At 69.0% G+C, this 18,486-nt stretch carries 21 protein-coding genes; 7 read left to right on the forward strand and 14 right to left on the reverse strand.

Annotated features, from left to right (window positions below; all coding sequences use genetic code 11):
• Positions 1–129: 129 nt before the first annotated feature.
• A complete protein-coding gene (locus AMYHA_RS24865) occupies positions 130–1,284 on the forward strand; it encodes an Mrp/NBP35 family ATP-binding protein (protein WP_034275038.1) in 1,155 nt (384 codons plus the stop codon).
• A gap of 134 nt (positions 1,285–1,418) precedes the next feature.
• Here AMYHA_RS24865 and tatB read toward each other — a convergent pair whose 3' ends face one another.
• From tatB to sigE, 4 genes are all read right to left on the reverse strand, one after another.
• The gene (tatB, locus tag AMYHA_RS24870; protein WP_034275041.1) at positions 1,419–1,868 is read right to left on the reverse strand and encodes a Sec-independent protein translocase protein TatB; all 450 of its coding nucleotides are present in this window, start codon (positions 1,866–1,868) and stop codon (positions 1,419–1,421) included.
• A gap of 50 nt (positions 1,869–1,918) precedes the next feature.
• Entirely contained in the window at positions 1,919–3,445 is a 1,527-nt protein-coding gene (locus tag AMYHA_RS24875) for a S1C family serine protease (protein WP_084037489.1), read from the reverse strand.
• A gap of 109 nt (positions 3,446–3,554) precedes the next feature.
• Positions 3,555–4,223 (reverse strand): anti-sigma factor family protein, encoded by a 669-nt coding sequence (locus AMYHA_RS24880; RefSeq protein WP_157362390.1) that lies wholly within the window; start codon positions 4,221–4,223, stop codon positions 3,555–3,557.
• The gene (gene sigE, locus AMYHA_RS24885) at positions 4,220–4,846 is read right to left on the reverse strand and encodes an RNA polymerase sigma factor SigE (RefSeq protein WP_034275043.1); all 627 of its coding nucleotides are present in this window, start codon (positions 4,844–4,846) and stop codon (positions 4,220–4,222) included. The genes AMYHA_RS24880 and sigE overlap by 4 nt, the downstream gene beginning before the upstream one ends.
• A 211-nt stretch (positions 4,847–5,057) precedes the next feature.
• Between sigE and AMYHA_RS24890 the strand changes: the two genes are divergently transcribed.
• Positions 5,058–5,708 (forward strand): O-methyltransferase, encoded by a 651-nt coding sequence (locus AMYHA_RS24890; protein ID WP_034275045.1) that lies wholly within the window; start codon positions 5,058–5,060, stop codon positions 5,706–5,708.
• Here AMYHA_RS24890 and AMYHA_RS24895 read toward each other — a convergent pair.
• The 3 genes from AMYHA_RS24895 to AMYHA_RS26680 all read right to left on the reverse strand — a co-directional run bounded on the left by AMYHA_RS24895 (position 5,650) and on the right by AMYHA_RS26680 (position 8,804).
• On the reverse strand, positions 5,650–6,867 hold the full coding sequence (locus AMYHA_RS24895) for an MFS transporter (protein WP_034278759.1): 1,218 nt from the start codon (positions 6,865–6,867) through the stop codon (positions 5,650–5,652). The genes AMYHA_RS24890 and AMYHA_RS24895 overlap by 59 nt on opposite strands.
• A 203-nt stretch (positions 6,868–7,070) precedes the next feature.
• The gene (locus AMYHA_RS24900) at positions 7,071–8,606 is read right to left on the reverse strand and encodes a leucyl aminopeptidase family protein (protein ID WP_034275048.1); all 1,536 of its coding nucleotides are present in this window, start codon (positions 8,604–8,606) and stop codon (positions 7,071–7,073) included.
• A 30-nt stretch (positions 8,607–8,636) separates the two neighbouring features.
• Complete coding sequence (locus AMYHA_RS26680) at positions 8,637–8,804, reverse strand: DUF3117 domain-containing protein (protein WP_084037490.1); 168 nt, start codon at positions 8,802–8,804, stop codon at positions 8,637–8,639.
• Positions 8,805–9,140: 336 nt separating this feature from the next.
• Here AMYHA_RS26680 and AMYHA_RS24905 point away from each other — a divergent pair, with 336 nt between their 5' ends.
• Positions 9,141–9,959, forward strand: a complete 819-nt coding sequence (locus AMYHA_RS24905; protein ID WP_034275051.1) for an enoyl-CoA hydratase-related protein — start codon at positions 9,141–9,143, stop codon at positions 9,957–9,959.
• A 94-nt stretch (positions 9,960–10,053) separates the two neighbouring features.
• Here the strand turns inward: AMYHA_RS24905 and AMYHA_RS24910 are convergent, their stop codons facing one another.
• From AMYHA_RS24910 to AMYHA_RS24925, 4 genes are all read right to left on the reverse strand, one after another.
• Positions 10,054–10,617 carry a DNA-3-methyladenine glycosylase I gene (locus tag AMYHA_RS24910; RefSeq protein ID WP_034275053.1) on the reverse strand — a complete coding sequence of 188 codons (564 nt, stop codon included), beginning with the start codon at positions 10,615–10,617 and terminating at the stop codon, positions 10,054–10,056.
• Positions 10,614–10,928, reverse strand: coding sequence for a DivIVA domain-containing protein (locus tag AMYHA_RS24915; RefSeq protein WP_034275055.1), 315 nt, complete (start codon positions 10,926–10,928; stop codon positions 10,614–10,616). The genes AMYHA_RS24910 and AMYHA_RS24915 overlap by 4 nt, the downstream gene beginning before the upstream one ends.
• A 69-nt stretch (positions 10,929–10,997) precedes the next feature.
• Positions 10,998–11,948 (reverse strand): glucosyl-3-phosphoglycerate synthase, encoded by a 951-nt coding sequence (locus AMYHA_RS24920; protein ID WP_034275057.1) that lies wholly within the window; start codon positions 11,946–11,948, stop codon positions 10,998–11,000.
• Positions 11,945–12,580, reverse strand: coding sequence for a hypothetical protein (locus AMYHA_RS24925; RefSeq protein WP_157362392.1), 636 nt, complete (start codon positions 12,578–12,580; stop codon positions 11,945–11,947). The genes AMYHA_RS24920 and AMYHA_RS24925 overlap by 4 nt, the downstream gene beginning before the upstream one ends.
• Before the next feature lie 110 nt (positions 12,581–12,690).
• Between AMYHA_RS24925 and AMYHA_RS24930 the strand changes: the two genes are divergently transcribed.
• Positions 12,691–13,359 (forward strand): lysophospholipid acyltransferase family protein, encoded by a 669-nt coding sequence (locus AMYHA_RS24930; RefSeq protein ID WP_034275062.1) that lies wholly within the window; start codon positions 12,691–12,693, stop codon positions 13,357–13,359.
• Between the two features lie 4 nt (positions 13,360–13,363).
• Here the strand turns inward: AMYHA_RS24930 and AMYHA_RS24935 are convergent, their stop codons facing one another.
• The 3 genes from AMYHA_RS24935 to dapE all read right to left on the reverse strand — a co-directional run bounded on the left by AMYHA_RS24935 (position 13,364) and on the right by dapE (position 15,911).
• Positions 13,364–13,933: an LOG family protein gene (locus AMYHA_RS24935; protein WP_034278761.1), complete on the reverse strand. Its 570-nt coding sequence runs from the start codon at positions 13,931–13,933 to the stop codon at positions 13,364–13,366.
• A gap of 32 nt (positions 13,934–13,965) precedes the next feature.
• Positions 13,966–14,730, reverse strand: coding sequence for an LOG family protein (locus AMYHA_RS24940; RefSeq protein ID WP_034278764.1), 765 nt, complete (start codon positions 14,728–14,730; stop codon positions 13,966–13,968).
• An 83-nt stretch (positions 14,731–14,813) separates the two neighbouring features.
• Complete coding sequence (dapE, locus tag AMYHA_RS24945) at positions 14,814–15,911, reverse strand: succinyl-diaminopimelate desuccinylase (protein WP_034275065.1); 1,098 nt, start codon at positions 15,909–15,911, stop codon at positions 14,814–14,816.
• A gap of 44 nt (positions 15,912–15,955) precedes the next feature.
• Between dapE and AMYHA_RS24950 the strand changes: the two genes are divergently transcribed.
• From AMYHA_RS24950 to AMYHA_RS24960, 3 genes are read left to right on the forward strand one after another with little or no spacing between them, the layout of a single operon-like run.
• Positions 15,956–16,399 (forward strand): hypothetical protein, encoded by a 444-nt coding sequence (locus tag AMYHA_RS24950; protein ID WP_051400281.1) that lies wholly within the window; start codon positions 15,956–15,958, stop codon positions 16,397–16,399.
• A 52-nt stretch (positions 16,400–16,451) separates the two neighbouring features.
• Complete coding sequence (gene dapD, locus AMYHA_RS24955) at positions 16,452–17,459, forward strand: 2,3,4,5-tetrahydropyridine-2,6-dicarboxylate N-succinyltransferase (RefSeq protein WP_196777037.1); 1,008 nt, start codon at positions 16,452–16,454, stop codon at positions 17,457–17,459.
• 27 nt (positions 17,460–17,486) lie between these two features.
• Entirely contained in the window at positions 17,487–18,467 is a 981-nt protein-coding gene (locus AMYHA_RS24960) for a CHAD domain-containing protein (RefSeq protein WP_051400282.1), read from the forward strand.
• Positions 18,468–18,486 lie beyond the last annotated feature (19 nt).

Below are 18,486 nucleotides of genomic sequence, written 5' to 3' on the forward strand. Positions count from 1 at the left end.
GAGACCGACAAGAACAGGGCCAGCGACAAGTTCGTGACGACTCAGCCAGGCGCGAACACGGCGTCCGACCGCCCACCCGTAGCATGGTTGGAGAAGGACATACCCCCTCACGAAGGTCGGTGCGCAAGCGTGACAAGCACCCAGCAGACGCAGGGCGTTCCCAGCGACGAGGCCGTGCGCGACGCCCTCTCGGGTGTCAAGGACCCGGAGATCGGTAAGCCGATCACCGAGCTCGGCATGGTCAAGGACGTCGAGATCGGCGAGGACGGCGTCGTCAAGGTCGGCATCTACCTCACCATCGCTGGCTGCCCACTCAAGGAGACCATCACCAACAACACCAAGGAAGCGGTCGGCACGCTCGACGGCGTCCGTGAGGTGCAGGTCGAACTGGACGTCATGAGCGACGAGCAGCGGACCGAGCTGCGCAAGTCGCTGCGCGGCGACGCCAAGGAGCCAGTGATCCCTTTCGCGCAGCCAGGGTCGCTGACCAGGGTGTACTGCGTGGCATCCGGCAAGGGCGGGGTCGGCAAGTCCAGCGTCACGGTGAACATGGCCGTGTCGATGGCCGAGCGCGGGCTGTCCGTTGGCGTTGTCGACGCCGACATCTACGGCCACTCGGTGCCCCGCATGCTCGGCGCGAGCGAGAAGCCGACCAAGGTCGAGGAAATGATCATGCCGCCGCAGGCGCACGGCGTGAAGGTCATCTCGATCGGGATGTTCACGCCTGGCAACACCCCGGTGGTATGGCGCGGGCCGATGCTGCACCGCGCGTTGCAGCAGTTCCTCGCCGACGTCTTCTGGGGCGACCTCGACGTCCTGCTGCTCGACCTGCCACCCGGCACGGGTGACATCGCGATCTCGGTGGCGCAGCTGATCCCGAACGCGGAGATCCTGGTGGTCACGACGCCGCAGCAGGCCGCGGCCGAGGTGGCCGAGCGCGCGGGCGCGATCGCGTTGCAGACGCGGCAGCGGGTGGCCGGCGTCATCGAGAACATGTCCTGGTACGAGACACCGGACGGCTCGCGCGTCGAACTCTTCGGTTCCGGTGGTGGGCAGCAAGTCGCTGACTCGCTGTCGAAGTCCGTCGGCGCCGAGGTACCGCTGCTCGGTCAGGTCCCGCTCGACCCCAGGCTGCGTGAGCAGGGCGACGAAGGCACGCCGCTGGTGCTGACGGCGCCCGACGCCCCGGCCTCCGCCGTGCTCCGCGAGGCAGCGTCAAAGCTGTCCGTCCGTGCGCGTGGCTTGTCCGGCATGATGCTGAACGTCACCCCCGCCGGGCGGTAAACCGTCCGGCGGTGCGGGGTCGTTCGCATCGTTTCCCGCGTTCAGGACGCCACAGGTGCGACTCGCGACCTCGCAAGGTGCAACTCATCGCCCCGAACGTGCGACTCGCGCGATCTAAGGTGCGACTCGCGGTTTTACGTCGCGTCAGGGTCAACCGGAGGCTTCTCGCCTGCGATGAGGGGATCCTGGACGCGGCCGCCAGCGGCGGCAGTCCCGCGCGTGGCGCCGTTGCTTCCGGCACCGCCAGACCCGGTCCCAGCTCCGCCAGCACCAGCGCCGCGGGCGCTACCGTCATCGTTCAGGCCGAGCGGGTCCTCGTCGCCGTCGAACAAGTGCTGCGTCACCGCACGCTTCGGGTCGAAATTGCGCAGGCTGCGCAGGTCCTCGATCGGCTTACGGAACTCATCGAACTCGGGGCCCATCTCATCGCGCAGCTGGTCCCGTGCGCCGGTGGCGAACTCCCGCACCTTGCGGACGCTGCGGCCGACCCACGCCATAGCGTCCGGCAACCGCTCAGGGCCGAGGATGAACAGCGCCGCGATGAGCAGCACGAGGATCTCCCACATGCCAATGCTGTCGAACATACGGCCCCTCCATCACTCGGACGCCACCAGCTTACCGGCAGGCACCAAGCTCAGTCAGACCCCAGCTTGACGTCGACGACTAGTTCCCTACCGCCGCGCACCAGCTTGACACGGGTGACCTCGCCGACGTCGTGTTTGCGCACCGCGACCGTGAGCTCGGCGGCATTGCGCACCGTCCGATCACCGACCTGCACGATGACGTCGCCCTCCTTGATGCCAGCCTCCTGCGCGGGCCCACCAGGAGCGACGTTGTTCACCCGCGCGCCACGCGAGGAGTTCGCCGCGACGGATGCCGCGCTGACGCCGAGGAAAGCGTGCGACACCGAACCGTTGGCAATCAGCGACTCGGCGATCTTGACGACGTCGTCTACCGGGATGGCGAAGCCGAGCCCGATGCTGCCGCCCTGCCCCCTGGCGTTGCCGACGGTTCTGATCAGCGAGTTAACACCGACGAGCAGGCCGTTCTTGTCGACGAGCGCGCCGCCGGAGTTGCCGGGGTTGATCGCGGCGTCGGTCTGGATAGCGTCGTAGGTGACCTGCTCACCGCCGGTCTCAGCGGGCGCGGTAACCGGCCGGTTCACCGCACTGACGATGCCGACGGTCACGGTGTTTTCCAGCCCGAACGGCGAGCCGACGGCGATCACGGTATCGCCAGGCTGGAGCTGTTCGGACTTCCCGAGCTGCAGCACCGTCGGGTTCCTGACGTTGACCTTGAGCACCGCGAGGTCGGTCTTCGGGTCGGAACCGACCAGCTTCGCCGTTGCTCTGCTTCCGTCGGTGAACACCGCCGTGATCTCGGCGTCGTCGTCGGCTTGCGCCGAGGCGACGACGTGGTCGTTGGTGACGATATAGCCGTCGCGGTCGATGACGACGCCGGACCCGACGCCGCCGCTCTGCCCCGATGTGACCTCGATCGACACCACGGCCGGGGCGACTTTCGCGACAGTGCCTGCCACCGAGCCGGGAGGGCGTTCCACCGCTTCGTCCACCTGCGCCAACGTGACGTCCCTTGTCAGCTGGTTGCCCTGCTGCGCGAGGAACCAGCCGAGCGTACCGCCGAGCGCGCCGACGATGAGCACCGCGACCGCGAGGATGACCAGTGCGCTGGTCCGAAGCCTGCCGCCGAAGATCACCTCGGCGAGGCTGAACACCCTCTCCTGCTGTTTAGGTTGCTCCTCCGGCTCATCCGCGTCCTGCGCGAGCGCAGGAGTGCCCAGCACCGCGCCAGAGCCAGGGTTGCGCCACGGATCGGTGGCCGACGACCACAGCGGGTCCGCGCCGTTGCCACTGGCGCCATCGGGGATGTCCCCGCCCGGCGGTCGCTGCAGCACCACGCCCGCGTCAGCGGTGTCCCTGGAGAACGCCTCGACCAGCGAGGCGGGCGGCTGAGCGGGTCGCGACGGCTGAGCGGCAGCGGAGTCGTCCCGCTGCCGGGTGTCGAAAGCCCCCTCAACGCCAGGCGGGCGGCCGAACACGGCAGCCGCGGCATCGACCGCTGGCTGCTGCGCCTCCCGTGAGGCTCCCTGCTCGCCCTTCCCGTCGCCGGGCCGGGCGGGCTGCTGCGAGTTGTCGCTCATCGCTCCCCGAAGATGCGGCGGTTACGCGCGACCGGCTCGTGACGCACGTGTCTCGTCCCCAGTGTGCCGCTGACGTGGTGAAGTCGGCGTTGCGGTTAACCCGCGAGCCTCAGCGGACCAAGCCGCTGGATACGGTGACCGGCGTCGAGGTGGTCGGCGCGGTGGTGGTGCTCGACGTCGTCGCGGTGCCGGTGTAACCGGCGGGCACGACGCCGGAATCGCCGCCGGAGCGCGCGGGGGCACCACCCTCCTCGACGGTGAGCGCGAAGGCCAGTGCGGTCAGCACCAGCCCTGAGACCACGACGCCCGCACCCTGCGCGGTGCGCTTGCCGTGCTTGCGGCCGAAACCGACGGCGCCGAGCGGAGTGCTGGAACCCAGCCGCGCCGCGCCGAGCGTCGCGCCCCGCTGTGGGCTCTCCGGCCGCTGCACCGCGACGAGCTGACCGTCCGCGGTCATGGCGAGGTTGTCCGGCCCTGACGAGATCTCAGTGGTTTGTGGAATGGAGCTCAGCGAGGCGAGCAACCCAGCCGGCATGGCAGGCACCTGTGAGTCGTGCACGGCCTCCCTCGCCTGCCGCTGCGCCGTGACGTCCGCAGCGCAGGCCGAGCACCGCATGAGGTGGATCGCGGCGCGTTCCCTCGCGCCCGGCGACAGTTCGCCATCCACGAACGCGACGATCGCGTCGGGCAGCAGATGCGACTCAGGCAGCTGCCAGTTACCCGACGTCCGCCCGCTGTGCCACTGCCCTCCGGGACCCTCGGCACGCGAGTGCGTCATGCCTTCGTCCTCATCGTTTCCCCTTGCGACTCCTTGCGACGCTCAAGCGACGCACGCAGAGCCTGGCGGCCACGGTGAATCCTGCTGCGTACGGTACCAAGTTTCACCCCGAGGGTGGCACCGATCTCCTCGTAGGACAGCCCCTCGACGTCGCACAGCACGACAGCGGCGCGGAACTCAGGCGGCAGTTCGTCGAGCGCGGCCTGCAGGTCAGGGTCAAGGTGCGTGTCTGAGAAGACCTGCTCTGGACTCGGGTCGTCGCCGACGATGCGGTCGGTGTCGTCGGGCAGCCCCTCCATGCGCACACGCTGCCGCCTGCGCGCCATATCGAGGAACAAGTTCGTGGTGATCCGGTGCAACCAGCCCTCGAACGTGCCCGGCTTATACGACGAGAGGCTGCGGAACACCCGGATGAATGTTTCCTGGGTGAGGTCCTCCGCGTCGTGCGGGTTGCCGGTGAGCCGGTATGCGAGCCGATACACCCGGGATGCGTGAGTACGCACGATCTCGTCCCACGACGGCGGTGTCCAGGCAGCATCGTCCGCTGCCACGGCAGCGGCGTCGGTAACCTGCGCCATCGTCGCCGGCATCTGACTCCTTTTCGCCTCCGGATTCGCCTGCATCGGCGATCTCCCAACTACTCCACACAACGCGGATTCCTTCCCCGTTGTTCCCAACACGGGATGCGACCACTCTGCGGCACGTACTTACGGTTTTAGTGAGACTGCCCTGAGAGCAACCTGAGAGCTTGTCCTGACTTTGTCGAGGGACCTCTGGCCCCTGTTACGGCCCTGCCTGCCCGACCGTCGCGGCGTGCGGGTCTAATCTGCCCCTGTGAGCTCAGAGACCGAACCGACCGCGCCGCCGACGTTCGCCGAGTACCTCGACGGGTACCTTCCCGACGACGAGGCGCTGCTCACGGCGCGCACCCGAGCCGATGAGCTCGGCTGCCCGACAGTGGTGCCGTCCGTCGGGTGCACATTGCGCTTCCTGACCGCGGCGCTGAGCGCCCGCGCCGTGGTCGAGATTGGCACCGGCACCGGGGTCAGCGGCCTCTACCTGCTGCACGGCATGACCAAGGACGGTGTGCTGACCTCGATCGACATCGAGCCGGAGTTCCACCGCGCCGCCCGCGCCACGTTCGCCGACGCGGGTTTCGGCGGCAGCAAGACCCGGCTGATCATGGGTCGCGCCGTCGACGTCATGCCCCGGCTCACCTCGGGCGGCTACGACCTGGTGTTCGTCGACGCCGCGAAGGCCGAGTACCCGCACTACTACGAGCAGGGTGTCGAGCTGCTGCGGCCGGGCGGAGTGATCGCGTTCAACGGCATCCTCGCCAACGGCGGCCTATCCGATCCGGCACGCCGCGACCAGGACACACTTTCGCTGCGAGAAGTCGCCAGGTCAGTGGCCTCCGACGATCGGCTCATGCCCGCGATGCTGCCGGTCGCGGGTGGCCTGCTCGCTGCGGCGCGCCTGGCGTAGCGCTGGGCTCCTTGCCGCGCACCACGAGGACACCGATGCCAGCGATGGCGAGCCAGGCGGCGACGAGACCGACAACGGCACCCCAGCCAGCAGCGGCGTAGACCATGGTGCCTGCGGTGCCGCCGACGCTGCTGCCGACGTAGTAGCCAAGCGTGTAGAGGCCAGATGCCTGCGCCCTGCCCGTCGGGCTCGCCGCGAACGCCGTCCAGCCGCTCGACACCGCGTGTGCCGCGAAGAACCCGCCGGTCAGCACCACGAAGCCAGTTACGACCAGCCACAACGTCGTGGACAGCGTGAGCGCCGAGCCACCCGCCATCACAGCCAGCGCGCCGATCAGCGATCGAATCCTGCCGAACGCGCCGATGAGGCGACCCGCGAAAGACGACGACACCGCACCCATCGCGTAAGCGAGGAAGACCAGCGAGGCCACCGCGGGCGTGAGGTTCAACGGTTCGGCGGTCAGCCGGAACGCCGCCGCGTTGTAGAGCGCGACGAACGAGCCCATACCGAGCAGCGCGACGCCGTACTGGGCGAGCAGCAGCGGCTGACGCAGCGCGGTCGCGATGCCGATGAGCGCGCCACGCCCACTGCTGCGCACCCGCTGGCACGGCTGCGACCTGCGGCGTTGCGCCCGCAGCGAGAGCAACGCCACCGAGGCGCAGACCAGCGAGAGCACGGCGGACGAGCCGAGCGCGGCCTGCCAGCCAAGCCGGTCGGTGGTGAAGCCGGTGGCGAGCCTGCCGAGCATGCCGCCGATGGTGTTGCCAGCGACCATCGCGCCCACCGCGCCCGCGACACCACGTGCGCCGAGCTTCTCGACGAGGAAGGCGGCGGCGACGCCGGGGAAACCCGCGATCGCCGCGCCCTGCAGCGCACGCAGCACGAGCAGCACCGGATAGTTCGGTGCGAACGGGATCAACAACCCAAGCAGTACCGAACACACCAGCGACGTGATGATCACCCGACGTCTGCCGATGATCTCGGACAACGTGGCGATCGGCAGCACCGCGATGGCGAGTCCAGCGGTGGCGACGCTGACGGCGAGCGAGGCGGTGCCTGGGTCGATGCGATAGGTGTCCGCGATTTGCGGCAGCACCGGTTGCGGCGCGTAGAGCAGCGCGAACGAGGCGATGCCCGCCGCGGCGACCGCCAGCGTCAGGTACCGGGCAGCGGCACCCGTGGCAGGGGCATGCTCATCGGACGGCGCGCTGGTGACCACGCGCAGCGATACTACGCATTGCTAACGACTTGGTCCGCTGGGTGTGTCGCAGCAGACACCGGAACGGCGAACTCGCGGCCCCGCAACGCGGAACTCGCGGCGCCGACGGTGCAACTCGCGCGGAATAAGGTGAGACTCGCGAGTCAGGCGTTCGCGTAGGCAGCGACGAACTCGACCAGCGTGCGGGCCGCGAACCCGGTGCCACCCGGCGTGACCTCGTTGTACGTCTTGTCCGCCCGCGCGGGCCCCGCGATGTCCAAGTGCGCCCACGGCAGCCCGCCGGTGAACTCGCGCAGGAACAGCGCCGCCGTGATGCCGCCTGGACCGTCCGGTGTCTGCCGGACGTCGGCGAGCCGCCCGCGCACCGCGTCCTCGTGCGCGGCGAGCAGCGGCATCCGCCACCAGGCTTCCCCGACTCGCTCACCGGCCGCGCTCAGCACGTCCGCCAGCTCGTCGGTCGTGGCGAAGAACCCGCCGGTGCGCAGGCCGAGCGCCATCTTCATCGCGCCGGTCAGCGTGGCGACGTCGACGACAGCGTCCGGCGCGAACCGCTCGACGCCATACGCCAGCGCGTCGGCCATCACGATCCTGCCCTCGGCATCGGTGTTGCCGATCTCGGTGGTCTTCCCGCCGTAGTGGCGCACGACGTCGCCCGGCCGGTATGCGGAGCCGGAGACGTGGTTCTCCGCGGCTGGGATCAGCGCCCGCACCGCGATGTCCGGGCCGCGCTGCGCGATGGCCCGCATCGCGCCAGCGACGGCGGCGGCGCCCGACATATCGGTGCGCATCAGGTGCATGCCGTCGGACGGCTTCAGCGAGATGCCGCCGGTGTCGAAGGTGATGCCCTTGCCGACCAGCAACAGTGTGCGCGTCGCGTCCTTCGGCTGGTAGTTGATCTCGATCAGCCTCGGCTCGCTGGCGGAGCCACCGCCGACGGCGAGCAGGCCGCCGAAGCCGTTCGCCGTGAGCCAGCCGAGGTCGCGGACCTCGACGTCGAGGCCGACCACGTCGGCGAGGACATCGCTGACCGTGCTGGCGAGCCAGTCGGGGTTCTTGACGTTGGAGGGAGTATTGGCGAGGTCGCGAGCGAGCGACGTCGCCTCGGCCAACTGGCGCGCGGCACCGGCCACGTCGGTCAGCTCGGCGAGCCGATCGTCCCCGACGACCAGCCGGACGGTCGCCAGGCGCGGCGACTGCTGCTGCTCGGTCACGGTGAGCCGGTAACCGCCGAGGCAGACACCGAGCACGAAGCCGGTCACACAGCGCGGCTCGACGTCGCCCGGCAACTCCACCTGCACCGTGTCCGGCGCGGTGGCACCGGCATCGTCGCGCGCAGCGAGATCGGCGTTGATCGCCCGCACAAGCGCGGCGCCCGCCGAACGCCAGTTGTTCGCGTCCGTCTGATCCGCGCCGAGCCCGAGGAGCCAGCGCGTCGCACCACGGAGTGGATGAATCTCGCCTGCCTTGCCGGTCACCACACCGGGAGGCAGCGCCGATTCCGGGAGCGGCGTACCGTACGCCGAGAGCGCCGAGTCACCGTTGACCGATGTCCGCTCGCCGTGCACCGTGGCATCGAAAGGCACCGTGAGCAGCGCGATCGGAGCCCCGCGCCGCACACTGGAAGCAATCTCGACATCTGGCACCGTGCTCGGCAGCGACGGCACGGGGGTTCGCACCATCGAAACCTCAATTCGACCCGTTGGGTTGGGTCAGCTCGTTGCCTCCTGCAGGGCTACGCCCAGGTCCTTGGCCTCCTCAGCGGTGAGCTCGACGACGAGCCGTCCGCCACCCTCGAGCGGTACGCGCATCACGAGGCCCCTACCCTCCTTCGTGACTTCGAGGGGACCATCTCCGGTCCGGGGCTTCATGGCCGCCATAGCGTGCTCCCTCCATATCAACCAGCGTCACCGGTCGTGCTCGTTCGGCTCAGCGTGCTCCGACACGGACAATGCGTATCTGGTTAAGCCCTGAGCCGAACCCTGCAAGCCCAAACCGGGTCTCACGCGTCCATTCTCCCCTATCGCTGATCTCGTCGTGTACAGGAGGTCGCGTTTCCCGAAGCATCAACGCTGGTATGCGGACCGCAGCAGGGCCAGATTCGCGGGATCGAGCGCACCGTCTGCGAGCCTGCACACGCCCCGCTACCCGGCCCGTGACAGCCGGTGTCCGATGCGTGTAGAACGAGCACGACACCTACGACCAGGAGGCAAGCAGTGCCGAGCACATCCGAGCAGCAGACCGCGACCGACGATGTCGTGCTCGTCGAGGACGCCGACGGCGTCAGGACCATCACGCTGAACCGGCCCGCTGCTTACAACTCGCTCAACATCGAGTTGAAGAACCGGCTGGTCGAGACACTGCGGGACGCGGCGGCCGACGACGACGTGCGCGCTGTCGTGCTGACAGGGGCAGGCAAGGCGTTCTGCGCGGGCCAGGACCTCAAGGAACACGTCGGGCTGCTGCTCGACAACGATCCCTCGCCACTGAGCACGGTCGAGGAGCACTACAACCCGATCGCGACGTCGATCGCGGAGATGCCGAAGCCGATCATCGCGGCGGTGAACGGGCCAGCCGCCGGAGCGGGGGCCGCCTTCGCCTACGCCGCCGACGTGCGAATCGCGGCCAGCTCGGCGAACTTCCTGATGGCCTTCGCCAACGTCGGCCTCGGCCCCGACTCCGGTGCGTCGTGGACGCTGCAGCGGCTGATCGGCTACGGCAGGGCGCTTGAGCTGATGATGCTGCCGCGCAAGGTGCAGACCGACGAGGCGCTGCGGATCGGCCTCATCAGCGAGGTCGTCGAAGACGGCGAGGCGCTGGCGCGGGCGCAGGAGCTAGCGGCGAAGCTGGCGGCGGGGCCGACAGTGGCGTACCAGAAGATCAAGCAGACGCTCTCGGCCGCGACGTCGTCCAGCTTCGGCGAAGCACTGGCCGCGGAGCAGGTGGCGCAGAACGAGCTTGGCGCGACGTCCGACCATCATGAGGCGGTCGATGCCTTCGTGAACAAGCGCGCCCCGAAGTTCACCGGCTCCTGACGACGGCCACGCCGGGTGTCGCGATCGGCGCACCCGGCGTTTCCCGGTGCGCGGCGCCAGGCTCCAGCGTGCGGCACTGGGTGCGGCGTGCGGCTCAGGTGGCGCGCCAGCAGCTCGCGATGTGGTCGTCGACCATGCCAGTGGCCTGCATCAGCGCGTAGCAGGTCGTCGGGCCGACGAAGCTGAACCCGCGCCGCTTGAGTTCTTTGGCCATGGCCTTCGACTCCTCGGAGGTCGACGGCACGTCCTCCACCTTCTCCGCCCGCGGCCGGTTCGCCGACTCCGGCGCGAACGACCACAACAGCTCGTCGAGCGGGACGTCCAGCCGGACCACCTTACGAGCGTTGTTGATCACCGCGTTGATCTTCGCTCGATTGCGGACGATGCCGGTCGTCTCCAGCAGCCGCTCGACATCGAAGTCGTCGAAGTCGGCGACGAGGCCAGGGTCGAACCCGGCGAAGGATTCCCGGAACGCCTCGCGCTTGCGCAGGATGACCAGCCACGACAGCCCGGACTGGAACGATTCCAGACTGAGTCGTTCGAACATGGCCATCTCGCCGTAGAGCGGCACGCCCCACTCGGTGTCGTGGTACTCGGCGTAGTCATCGGCGGTCGTTGCCCAGTCGCACCGCTTCCTACCGTCACCGACCGAGGTCATGACCTTCCGCCCTGGTGTTCGCTCAGCTGCTGTTCAAGAGTGGCCACTCTAGCGCGCAGCTGGTCTACCTCCGCTCCGAGCCGCTGCATCACCCAGTCGACCTCGGACATGCGGTAGCCGCGCAGCACCAATTGAAACCGGACTTGCGCGATATCCGATGACGTGATCTCAGCGGCCGGCAGCCGCGTCGGGGACGCCCCCGGCGGCAGCGGTTCCAGCTCCTCCCCTCTGCCGAAGACCATCGAGGCGATGAGGAATACGACCGCCGCGACCAGCAGCATGACGAGTAGGTAAATCAACGCGGTGCCCACGTCCCGATCGTTCCACACGCCCGATGTGAGCAGCGACGCTACGGGTGGCTCGATGCAGTGAATGCGTCACTAGCCGGACGGCCGTGCGGCCAGTACCTCGCGCATCGGTGGCCGGTCGGCGACGAACACCTCGGACGTCTCCGGCAGCCACTCCCCAGCGACCTGCGTGAACTGGGTGAATACCGGGGAGTCCGCCGCGTCGACCCCGCAACGGTCGAAGATCGTGCCGAGCAACTGCCGCGCCATCACGCCGAGTTGCAGCAACGAGCGGTTGCGGTGCTTCCGCACACCGAGGTTGACCTGCGCCAGCGCGTCGACGCCGTAGCGCGCCTCAGCGTCGAGCAGCAGCCCGATGTCCACGCCATAGCCCGCCGCGAACGGCACCGACTCCAGGAACTCGCGGGTGCCCGCGTACTCGCCGCCGATCGGCTGCACCACGCCGGACAGCGCGGGCCGTAACGCGGCGAGCACCGGCCGCGCCAGTAGCTCGGTCACCCTGCCGCCACCGGTGTTGGCGACCTCGGTCTCCAGCCGCAGCGGGCGCTGATAGAAGCCCTTCACCAGGTGGACGCCCTCAGCAAGCAGCAGCGGTCCGAGCAGCCCTGGCACGAATGACGAGTCCGGGTCGACCAGGTCGGAGTCGAGGAAGACGACGATATCGCCGGACGTCGCGGCGAGGGAGCGCCACAGCACCTCACCCTTGCCCGGCCACGGCGATAGCTCAGCGAGGACGTCGTCGCGGCGCACCACCCGTGCCCCTGCCTCGGTCGCACGGGCGACGGTGTCGTCGGTCGAGCCGGAGTCCGCGACGACCACCTCGTCGACCAGCCCGCCGAGGTGGGGCCGCACCGACGCCACGACGCCGCCGACGGTGTCCTGCTCGTTCAACGCGGGCAGCACGACGGAGACCGTGCGTTCACCCTTGGCGCGCAGCAGGTCGGTTTCCGTCCAGTCCGGGTACTGGTGGGTGCGCGACAAGAAGCCGCTCGAATCAGGCCCGCCCGAGTCAGGTGCCGTCATGCCAGCGCCCTCCTGACCCGTGCCGGTTGGCGGGTCCCGGCGATGCTGGCGATCATGTCCACCGTCCTTCTCGTCTCAGTCACGCGTGTCGTGCGCACGATCCGCACTCCCGCCATCGCGGCGAGCGCGGCGGCAGCGATGGTGTCCGGAGCGATAGCGGAGTCACCCGGCTCGCGGGCGTCCGACTCCCCGCCACCACCGGGCTCCGGGCTGCCGGACACCGTCAGCAGCACAGACCAGTCGGCGGCCAGCTCCCTGCCTCGGCGCAGCGTAGTGGGGTCCTGTCGCCACCCGGGTGTGACGAACACCCGCACCATGCCCTCGGTTCGAAGCCGCTCGGCCTCTCCCACCGAGCACACCACAGCGGCGCCTGACTCCGCAGCGAGCGCCGTTAGCTCCCGCTCAGTGGACCCGGCGGAGTCATAGAGCAGGTCTGCCCCGATACCGGCCAAATCACGCGCCCCACCTGCGACGTCGACGGCGATCGGGACACCAGTGTGGGTGTGACGTACTTCATGAACGAACGTGCCGCTCGCACGGCGCAGGTCCACGATGTCGGCACCCTCCCGCAGTACACGCGCGACCTGAGCGGCATCCGTAACGACGCCCATGACGAGGGGAGATTGCTCCACCCAGGTAAGGGTTGTGTTTCCAACCGGCATCACAGGCTCAGATCGTGCCATGCTGAATGGCGGCACCTTTCTTGCCGACCTTCCTCGAGGCTGACCGAGAGTGATCTGCCGTGTTGAACGCACTGATTCGCTGGGTTCTTGCTCCGCTTGCTCGCTTGCTGTACCGCCCGAAGGTGATCGGGGCACAGCACGTGCCGCTCGACGGCCCCGTCATCATCGCGGCCAATCACCTCTCCGCCGTTGACACCGCCGTGATTCCGCTGGTGACGCCGCGCAAGGTGGCGTTCCTCGGCAAGGCGGAGTACTTCACCCAAGGCGGCATCAAGGGCAAGTTCGCCGCCGCGTTCCTGTCCGCGCTGGGCTACGTGCCGGTGGACCGGGGGAACGCCCATGCCGCACTGGCCGCGCTCAGCGCGGCGCGAAAGGTGCTCGACGAGGGTGGCGCGTTCGGCATCTACCCGGAGGGCACCCGCTCGCTGGATGGCAAACTCCACCGGGGCCACACCGGGGTCGCGCAGCTCGCGTTGTCCACCGGTGCGGTGGTAGTGCCAGTGGCGCTGGTCGGCACCGATCGGATGCAGCCGATCGGCACCCGCATCCCGCGCCCTGTCAAGATCGAAGTCCGGTTCGGCAAGCCACTGGACTTCTCCCGCTACCACGGGATGGACGCCTCGCCCGCGATCCGCCGGTCGGTCACCGACGAGATCATGTACGCGATCTTGGAGCTGTCCGAGCAGACCTACGTGGATCATTACCACGAGCGGCCGAAGGCGGCCTGAGCGCTCAGCCAGCCCACTTGTCCACCCTCGGCAGCTGGTGCTCGGCCAGTCCCCGCAGCAGCCGCGCGGGGTCGGTGTCGAACAGCAGCGTGTCACGGTGACTTGGGCGCAGGAAGCCCTCGTCGACCATGTGGTCGGTCATCACGCGCAGCGGCTGGTAGAAGCCGTCGATGTCGAGCAGGCCGATCGGCTTGGCGTGCAGGCCGAGTTGTGCCCACGTCCACACCTCGAACAGTTCCTCAAGCGTGCCCGCACCGCCCGGCAGTGCGATGAACGCGTCCGCGCGCTCCGACATCAACGCCTTGCGCTCGTGCATATCCGCGACGACGTGCAGCTCGGTCAGCCCCGTGTGGGCGATCTCCCGCTCCACCATGCCTTCCGGGATGATGCCGACGACCTCGCCACCGGCGGCCAGCGCGGCGTCCGCGAGCACACCCATGGTGCCGACGTGCGCGCCGCCATAGACCACCCGGACGCCTGCGCGTGCCAGGTGCTCACCCAGCGCGGTCGCGGCGTCGACGTAGCGGCTGCCCGTGCCGCTCGACGACCCGCAGAAGACGCAGATCGACCCGATCCCGCCGTGCTGTGTGCCGCTCACTGCGCCACTCAATGGGTGTCTTCCCATGCCTGGTACGCCTCCTGCACCACCTGCATCGCCTCGTCGATGTCGTCGGTGAGGTGTAGCAAGTTCATGTCCGCCTCGTTGATCTTGCCTTCGCGCCGGACGCTGTCGTTGATCCACTCGTAAAGGCCGCGCCAGTAGTCCTTGCCGAACAGCACGACAGGGAATTTGGTGACCTTCTTGGTCTGGACGAGGCACAACGCCTCGAACAGCTCGTCCAGCGTGCCGAACCCGCCTGGCAAGCAGATGAACGCCTGCGAGTACTTGACGAACATCGTCTTGCGGGTGAAGAAATACCGGAAGTTGACGCCGAGGTCGACCCACGGGTTCAGGCCCTGCTCGAACGGCAGCTCGATGCCGAGCCCGATGGAGAGCCCACCCGCCTCGGAGGCGCCACGGTTGACCGCCTCCATCGCACCCGGCCCGCCGCCGGTGATCGCCGCGAAACCAGCATCGACCAGCGCGGCACCGATCTTGCGGCCGAGCTCGTACTCGGCGTGTTCGCGCTTGGTACGCGCTGAGCCGAACACCGTGACCGCGCGCGGCACCTCAGCCAGCGCGCCGAAGCCCTCGACGAACTCCGCCTGGATACGCAGCACTCGCCACGGGTCGGTATGCACCCAGTCCGACGGCCCACGCGTGTCGAGCAGTCGCTGATCGGTCGTGCTCGTCTCGTCCCGGCTGGACCGGCGCAGCACGACTGGCCCGCGGTGCTTCTCCCGTGGGTGTTCGGGGTAGGTGTGGTCGATGTTCGTTCCTGGTTCTGCCACGCCCGCGAGCCTATCCCGCCGCACACGCCGACACGCCAGAACCGGTTCAACCGCCGCGACGCTCAGCTCAGGAACGCGCGCAGCACCTCGGCCACCCGGCTGATCTCGGCGGCGGCGACGTGTTCCTGCTTGGTGTGCGCCAGCGTCGGGTCGCCAGGCCCGAAGTTCACGGCGGGCATGCCCAGCGCCGCGAACCGCGCGACGTCGGTCCAGCCCAGCTTGGCGACCGGATCGCCGCCGGACGCGCGCACCAGCTCCGCCGTCGCCGGTTCGGACAGTCCTGGCAGCGCGCCGCCAGAGATGTCCTGCACGGTCAGCTCGTAGCCGTCGAACACCTCCCGCAGGTGCGCAAGCGCCTCCTCCGGCGAGCGGTCCGGCGCGAACCGGTGGTTGATGACCAGCGTCGCCTCGTCGGGGACGACGTTGCCCGCCACCCCGCCGCCGATGCGCACCGCCTGCAGGCCTTCCCGGTAGGTGAGTCCGTCGATGTCGACGATCCTCGGCTGGTATTCCGTCAGCCTGCGCAGCGGCTCGCCGAGCGCGTGGATCGCGTTGGCGCCCATCCAGGCCCGTGCGGTGTGGGCGCGCGTGCCGTCGCAGCGCAGTTCAACGCGGATGGTGCCCTGGCATCCCGCCTCGATCACCGCGTTCGACGGCTCGCCAACCACGGCGAGGTCGCCGCGCAGCCAGTCAGGCAGGTTCTGCTCGATGCGACCTAGGCCGTTGCGGGAGGCGTCGACCTCCTCGCAGTCGTAGAACACGAAGGTGACGTCGTGCCGTGGCTCGGTGACGGTGGCGGCCAGCGAGAGGAAGACCGCGTCACCGCCTTTCATGTCGACCGCTCCAAGGCCGTGCAACACCTCGTCCATCCCGGAGCCGGTGCGGCGCAGCGGCAGGTTGTCGTTGACCGGCACGGTGTCGAGGTGGCCAGCGAACACCACCCGCGACGCCCTGCCAAGCGATGTCCGCGCCAGCACCGCGTTGCCATCGCGGATCACGTCGAGGTGCGGCGCCTGGCTACGCAGCGCGTGCTCGACAGCGTCCGCGAGCGGCTTCTCCTCACCGGACTCGCTGCGGATGTCAACCAGGGCCGCTGTGAGGTCAACGGGGTTGTCGTGCAAGTCCAAGGCAGGTCGCTCCTGCGGGTGGGGCGCTGTCATAGCCGAGACCGTACCCAGTGCGGGCGATGAGTACCGTTTGCGGTGTGCGCATCAGCGAAGGCATGACGTCCCAAGGCAGGACCATCGGCATCGTCCTCAGCGCGGTGACGATCGCCCTGCTTGCGGCGTGTGGCATCGGCGGCGACGGGGGACGCGATGTCCGCGACACCATCCACGTCGAGACGCTGCGGGTGAAGCTGCGCGCGCTGACGACGGACGCCTGCCACAGCGACCCGGAATCGCGCGAGCCGTGGCAGTGTGAGAAGTACGTCACCCAGCTGGCGAACGCGGCGACCACCATCGAAGCGGCAGCCGAAACCGGCTACCCGCGGCTCGCGGAGCCAGGACGACGGATGACGGCGGCCGTCGCCGCCTACCGCGACGCGGGTTGCGCGCAGCAGAACGCCGCCGAGAAGCAGGAGTGCGTCACGGCCCTCAACGACCTCGCCGAGGCGGTCACGTCCGCCGAGCAGCTCCTCGGCTCGTAGCCGAGACTGCCAGGGCCACGCGGCAGGCGTGTCGGTCGTAACGGTTACGGTGATAAGCGTGAACAGCGAGCAGATCCCCAACCCCGAGACCACCGGCGCGACCGGAGTCGGGCTTGCCACGATCACGACCGACGGCACCGTGCTCGACACCTGGTTCCCGCACCCCAAGCTGACCAGCACCAGTGGGCAGGCCGGTGAGCAGGCAGGTACGACCAAGCTGAGCGACGACGAGGCCGCCGCGGCGCTCGGCAAGGCGGCGACAACGCTGCTCGGCTCGGACACCGACCGGGGCGTCGAGGTGATCGCCGTGCGCACCACGATCGGTTCGCTCAGCACGGCGCCGCAGGACGCCCACGACGTCTACCTGCGGCTGCACCTGCTCTCGCATCGCATGGTGCGCCCGCACGGCCAGAACATGAACGGCGTGTTCGGGCTGCTCAGCAACGTCGTGTGGACCAACTTCGGCCCCTGCCCCGTCGAGGGCTTCGAGGCGACCCGGATGCGGCTGCGGTCGCGCGGTCACGTCACCGTCTACAGCATCGACAAGTTCCCCCGCATGGTCGACTACGTCATCCCGAGCGGCGTCCGCATCGGCGACGCCGACCGGGTGCGGCTCGGCGCGCACCTCGCCAGCGGCACCACCGTCATGCACGAGGGCTTCATCAACTTCAACGCGGGCACGCTCGGTGCGTCCATGATCGAGGGCAGAATCTCGGCTGGCGTCGTCGTCGGCGATGGCACCGACCTCGGCGGCAGCGCCTCGGTGATGGGCACGCTGTCCGGCGGCGGCAAGGAGGTCATCTCGGTCGGTGAGCGTTGCCTGCTCGGCGCGAACGCGGGCATCGGCATCTCGCTCGGTGACGACTCCGTCGTCGAGGCCGGGCTCTACGTCACGGCCGGGACCAAGGTCAGCGTCGAGGGCACGCTGCGCAAGGCGAGCGACCTGTCCGGGATCTCCGGCGCGCTGTTCCGCCGCAACTCGGCGACCGGCGTCGTCGAGGCCGTGCGCAGGGAAGGCACCGGCATCGAGCTGAACGCGGAGCTGCACAAAAACGACTGACACGGCTCATGCCCTACCCTCGTGGTGATGACGTCGGCACGAGGACAGCGTCGCGCTCCAGCACCCGCTGAGGTCGGGCTGGGTGAGCAGCCGCAGGACGTGTCGGCCTCGACCACCACCGCCGAGCATGCCCGTGCCCGGATCGACCAGCAGCTCCGCGCCCTGCTCAGCCACCAGGACGGTGCCCGTGCGGGCACGGACCCCGAGGAGCTGCACCAGTTCCGTGTCGCCATCCGGCGGCTGCGGAGCGTGTTGAAGACCGTGCCGTCAATGACCGGTGAGGTGCGCCTCGCCACTGACACGCCGCCCGAGCAGTCCCCCGCCGACCTGCGGGATGAGCTGCGCTGGCTCGGCGACGTCACCAGCCCGGTGCGCGACCTCGACGTCCTGCTCATGCGGCTGCGGGAGGAGACGGCCGGGTTCGACGAGGACGAGCTGGCCGCCGCGGAACAGCTGATGTCCGCGCTCGTCAAGGAACGCGGCACTCACCGCATCGCGCTGGGCAGGGCGTTGTCCAGCGCGCGCTATCAGGGCTTGCTGACCGGGCTCGCCGCGCTCGCGAACGGCGATGGCGACGGCGCGCAGGCCCCGATGACCGGAACGAAACTGGTCAGCTCGCTGCGCAAGCCGTACCAGGCGCTGCGTAAGGCCATCGACGAGCTGGGCGACGATCCGGAAGACGACCAGGTCCACGCGCTGCGGATCAAGGGCAAGCGACTGCGGTACGCGGCGGAGACGGCGCTGCCAGCGGCGAAAAAGTCCGACGTCAAGCAGCTCGGCAAGCTGATCAAGGCGGCGAAGCGGCTGCAGGACGTCCTTGGCGAGCATCAGGACGCCGTCGTCGCCGCCCAGCGAGTGCGGGAGTTGGGCGCGGCGCAGGAGAAGCCGCTGCCCGCGTTCGTGGCCGGCAGGCTGGTGGAGCGGGAGATGGCGCGGAAGGCTCAGGCCCGCGCGAACCTCCCCGGTCGCTGCCGGAAAGTGTTGAAGCAGGCCCGTCCGCTGGTGTGACGGCGCTAGAAATCCGACG

The sequence above is a fragment of the Haloechinothrix halophila YIM 93223 genome (assembly GCF_000504245.1).
Lineage (GTDB): Bacteria > Actinomycetota > Actinomycetes > Mycobacteriales > Pseudonocardiaceae > Haloechinothrix_A > Haloechinothrix_A halophila.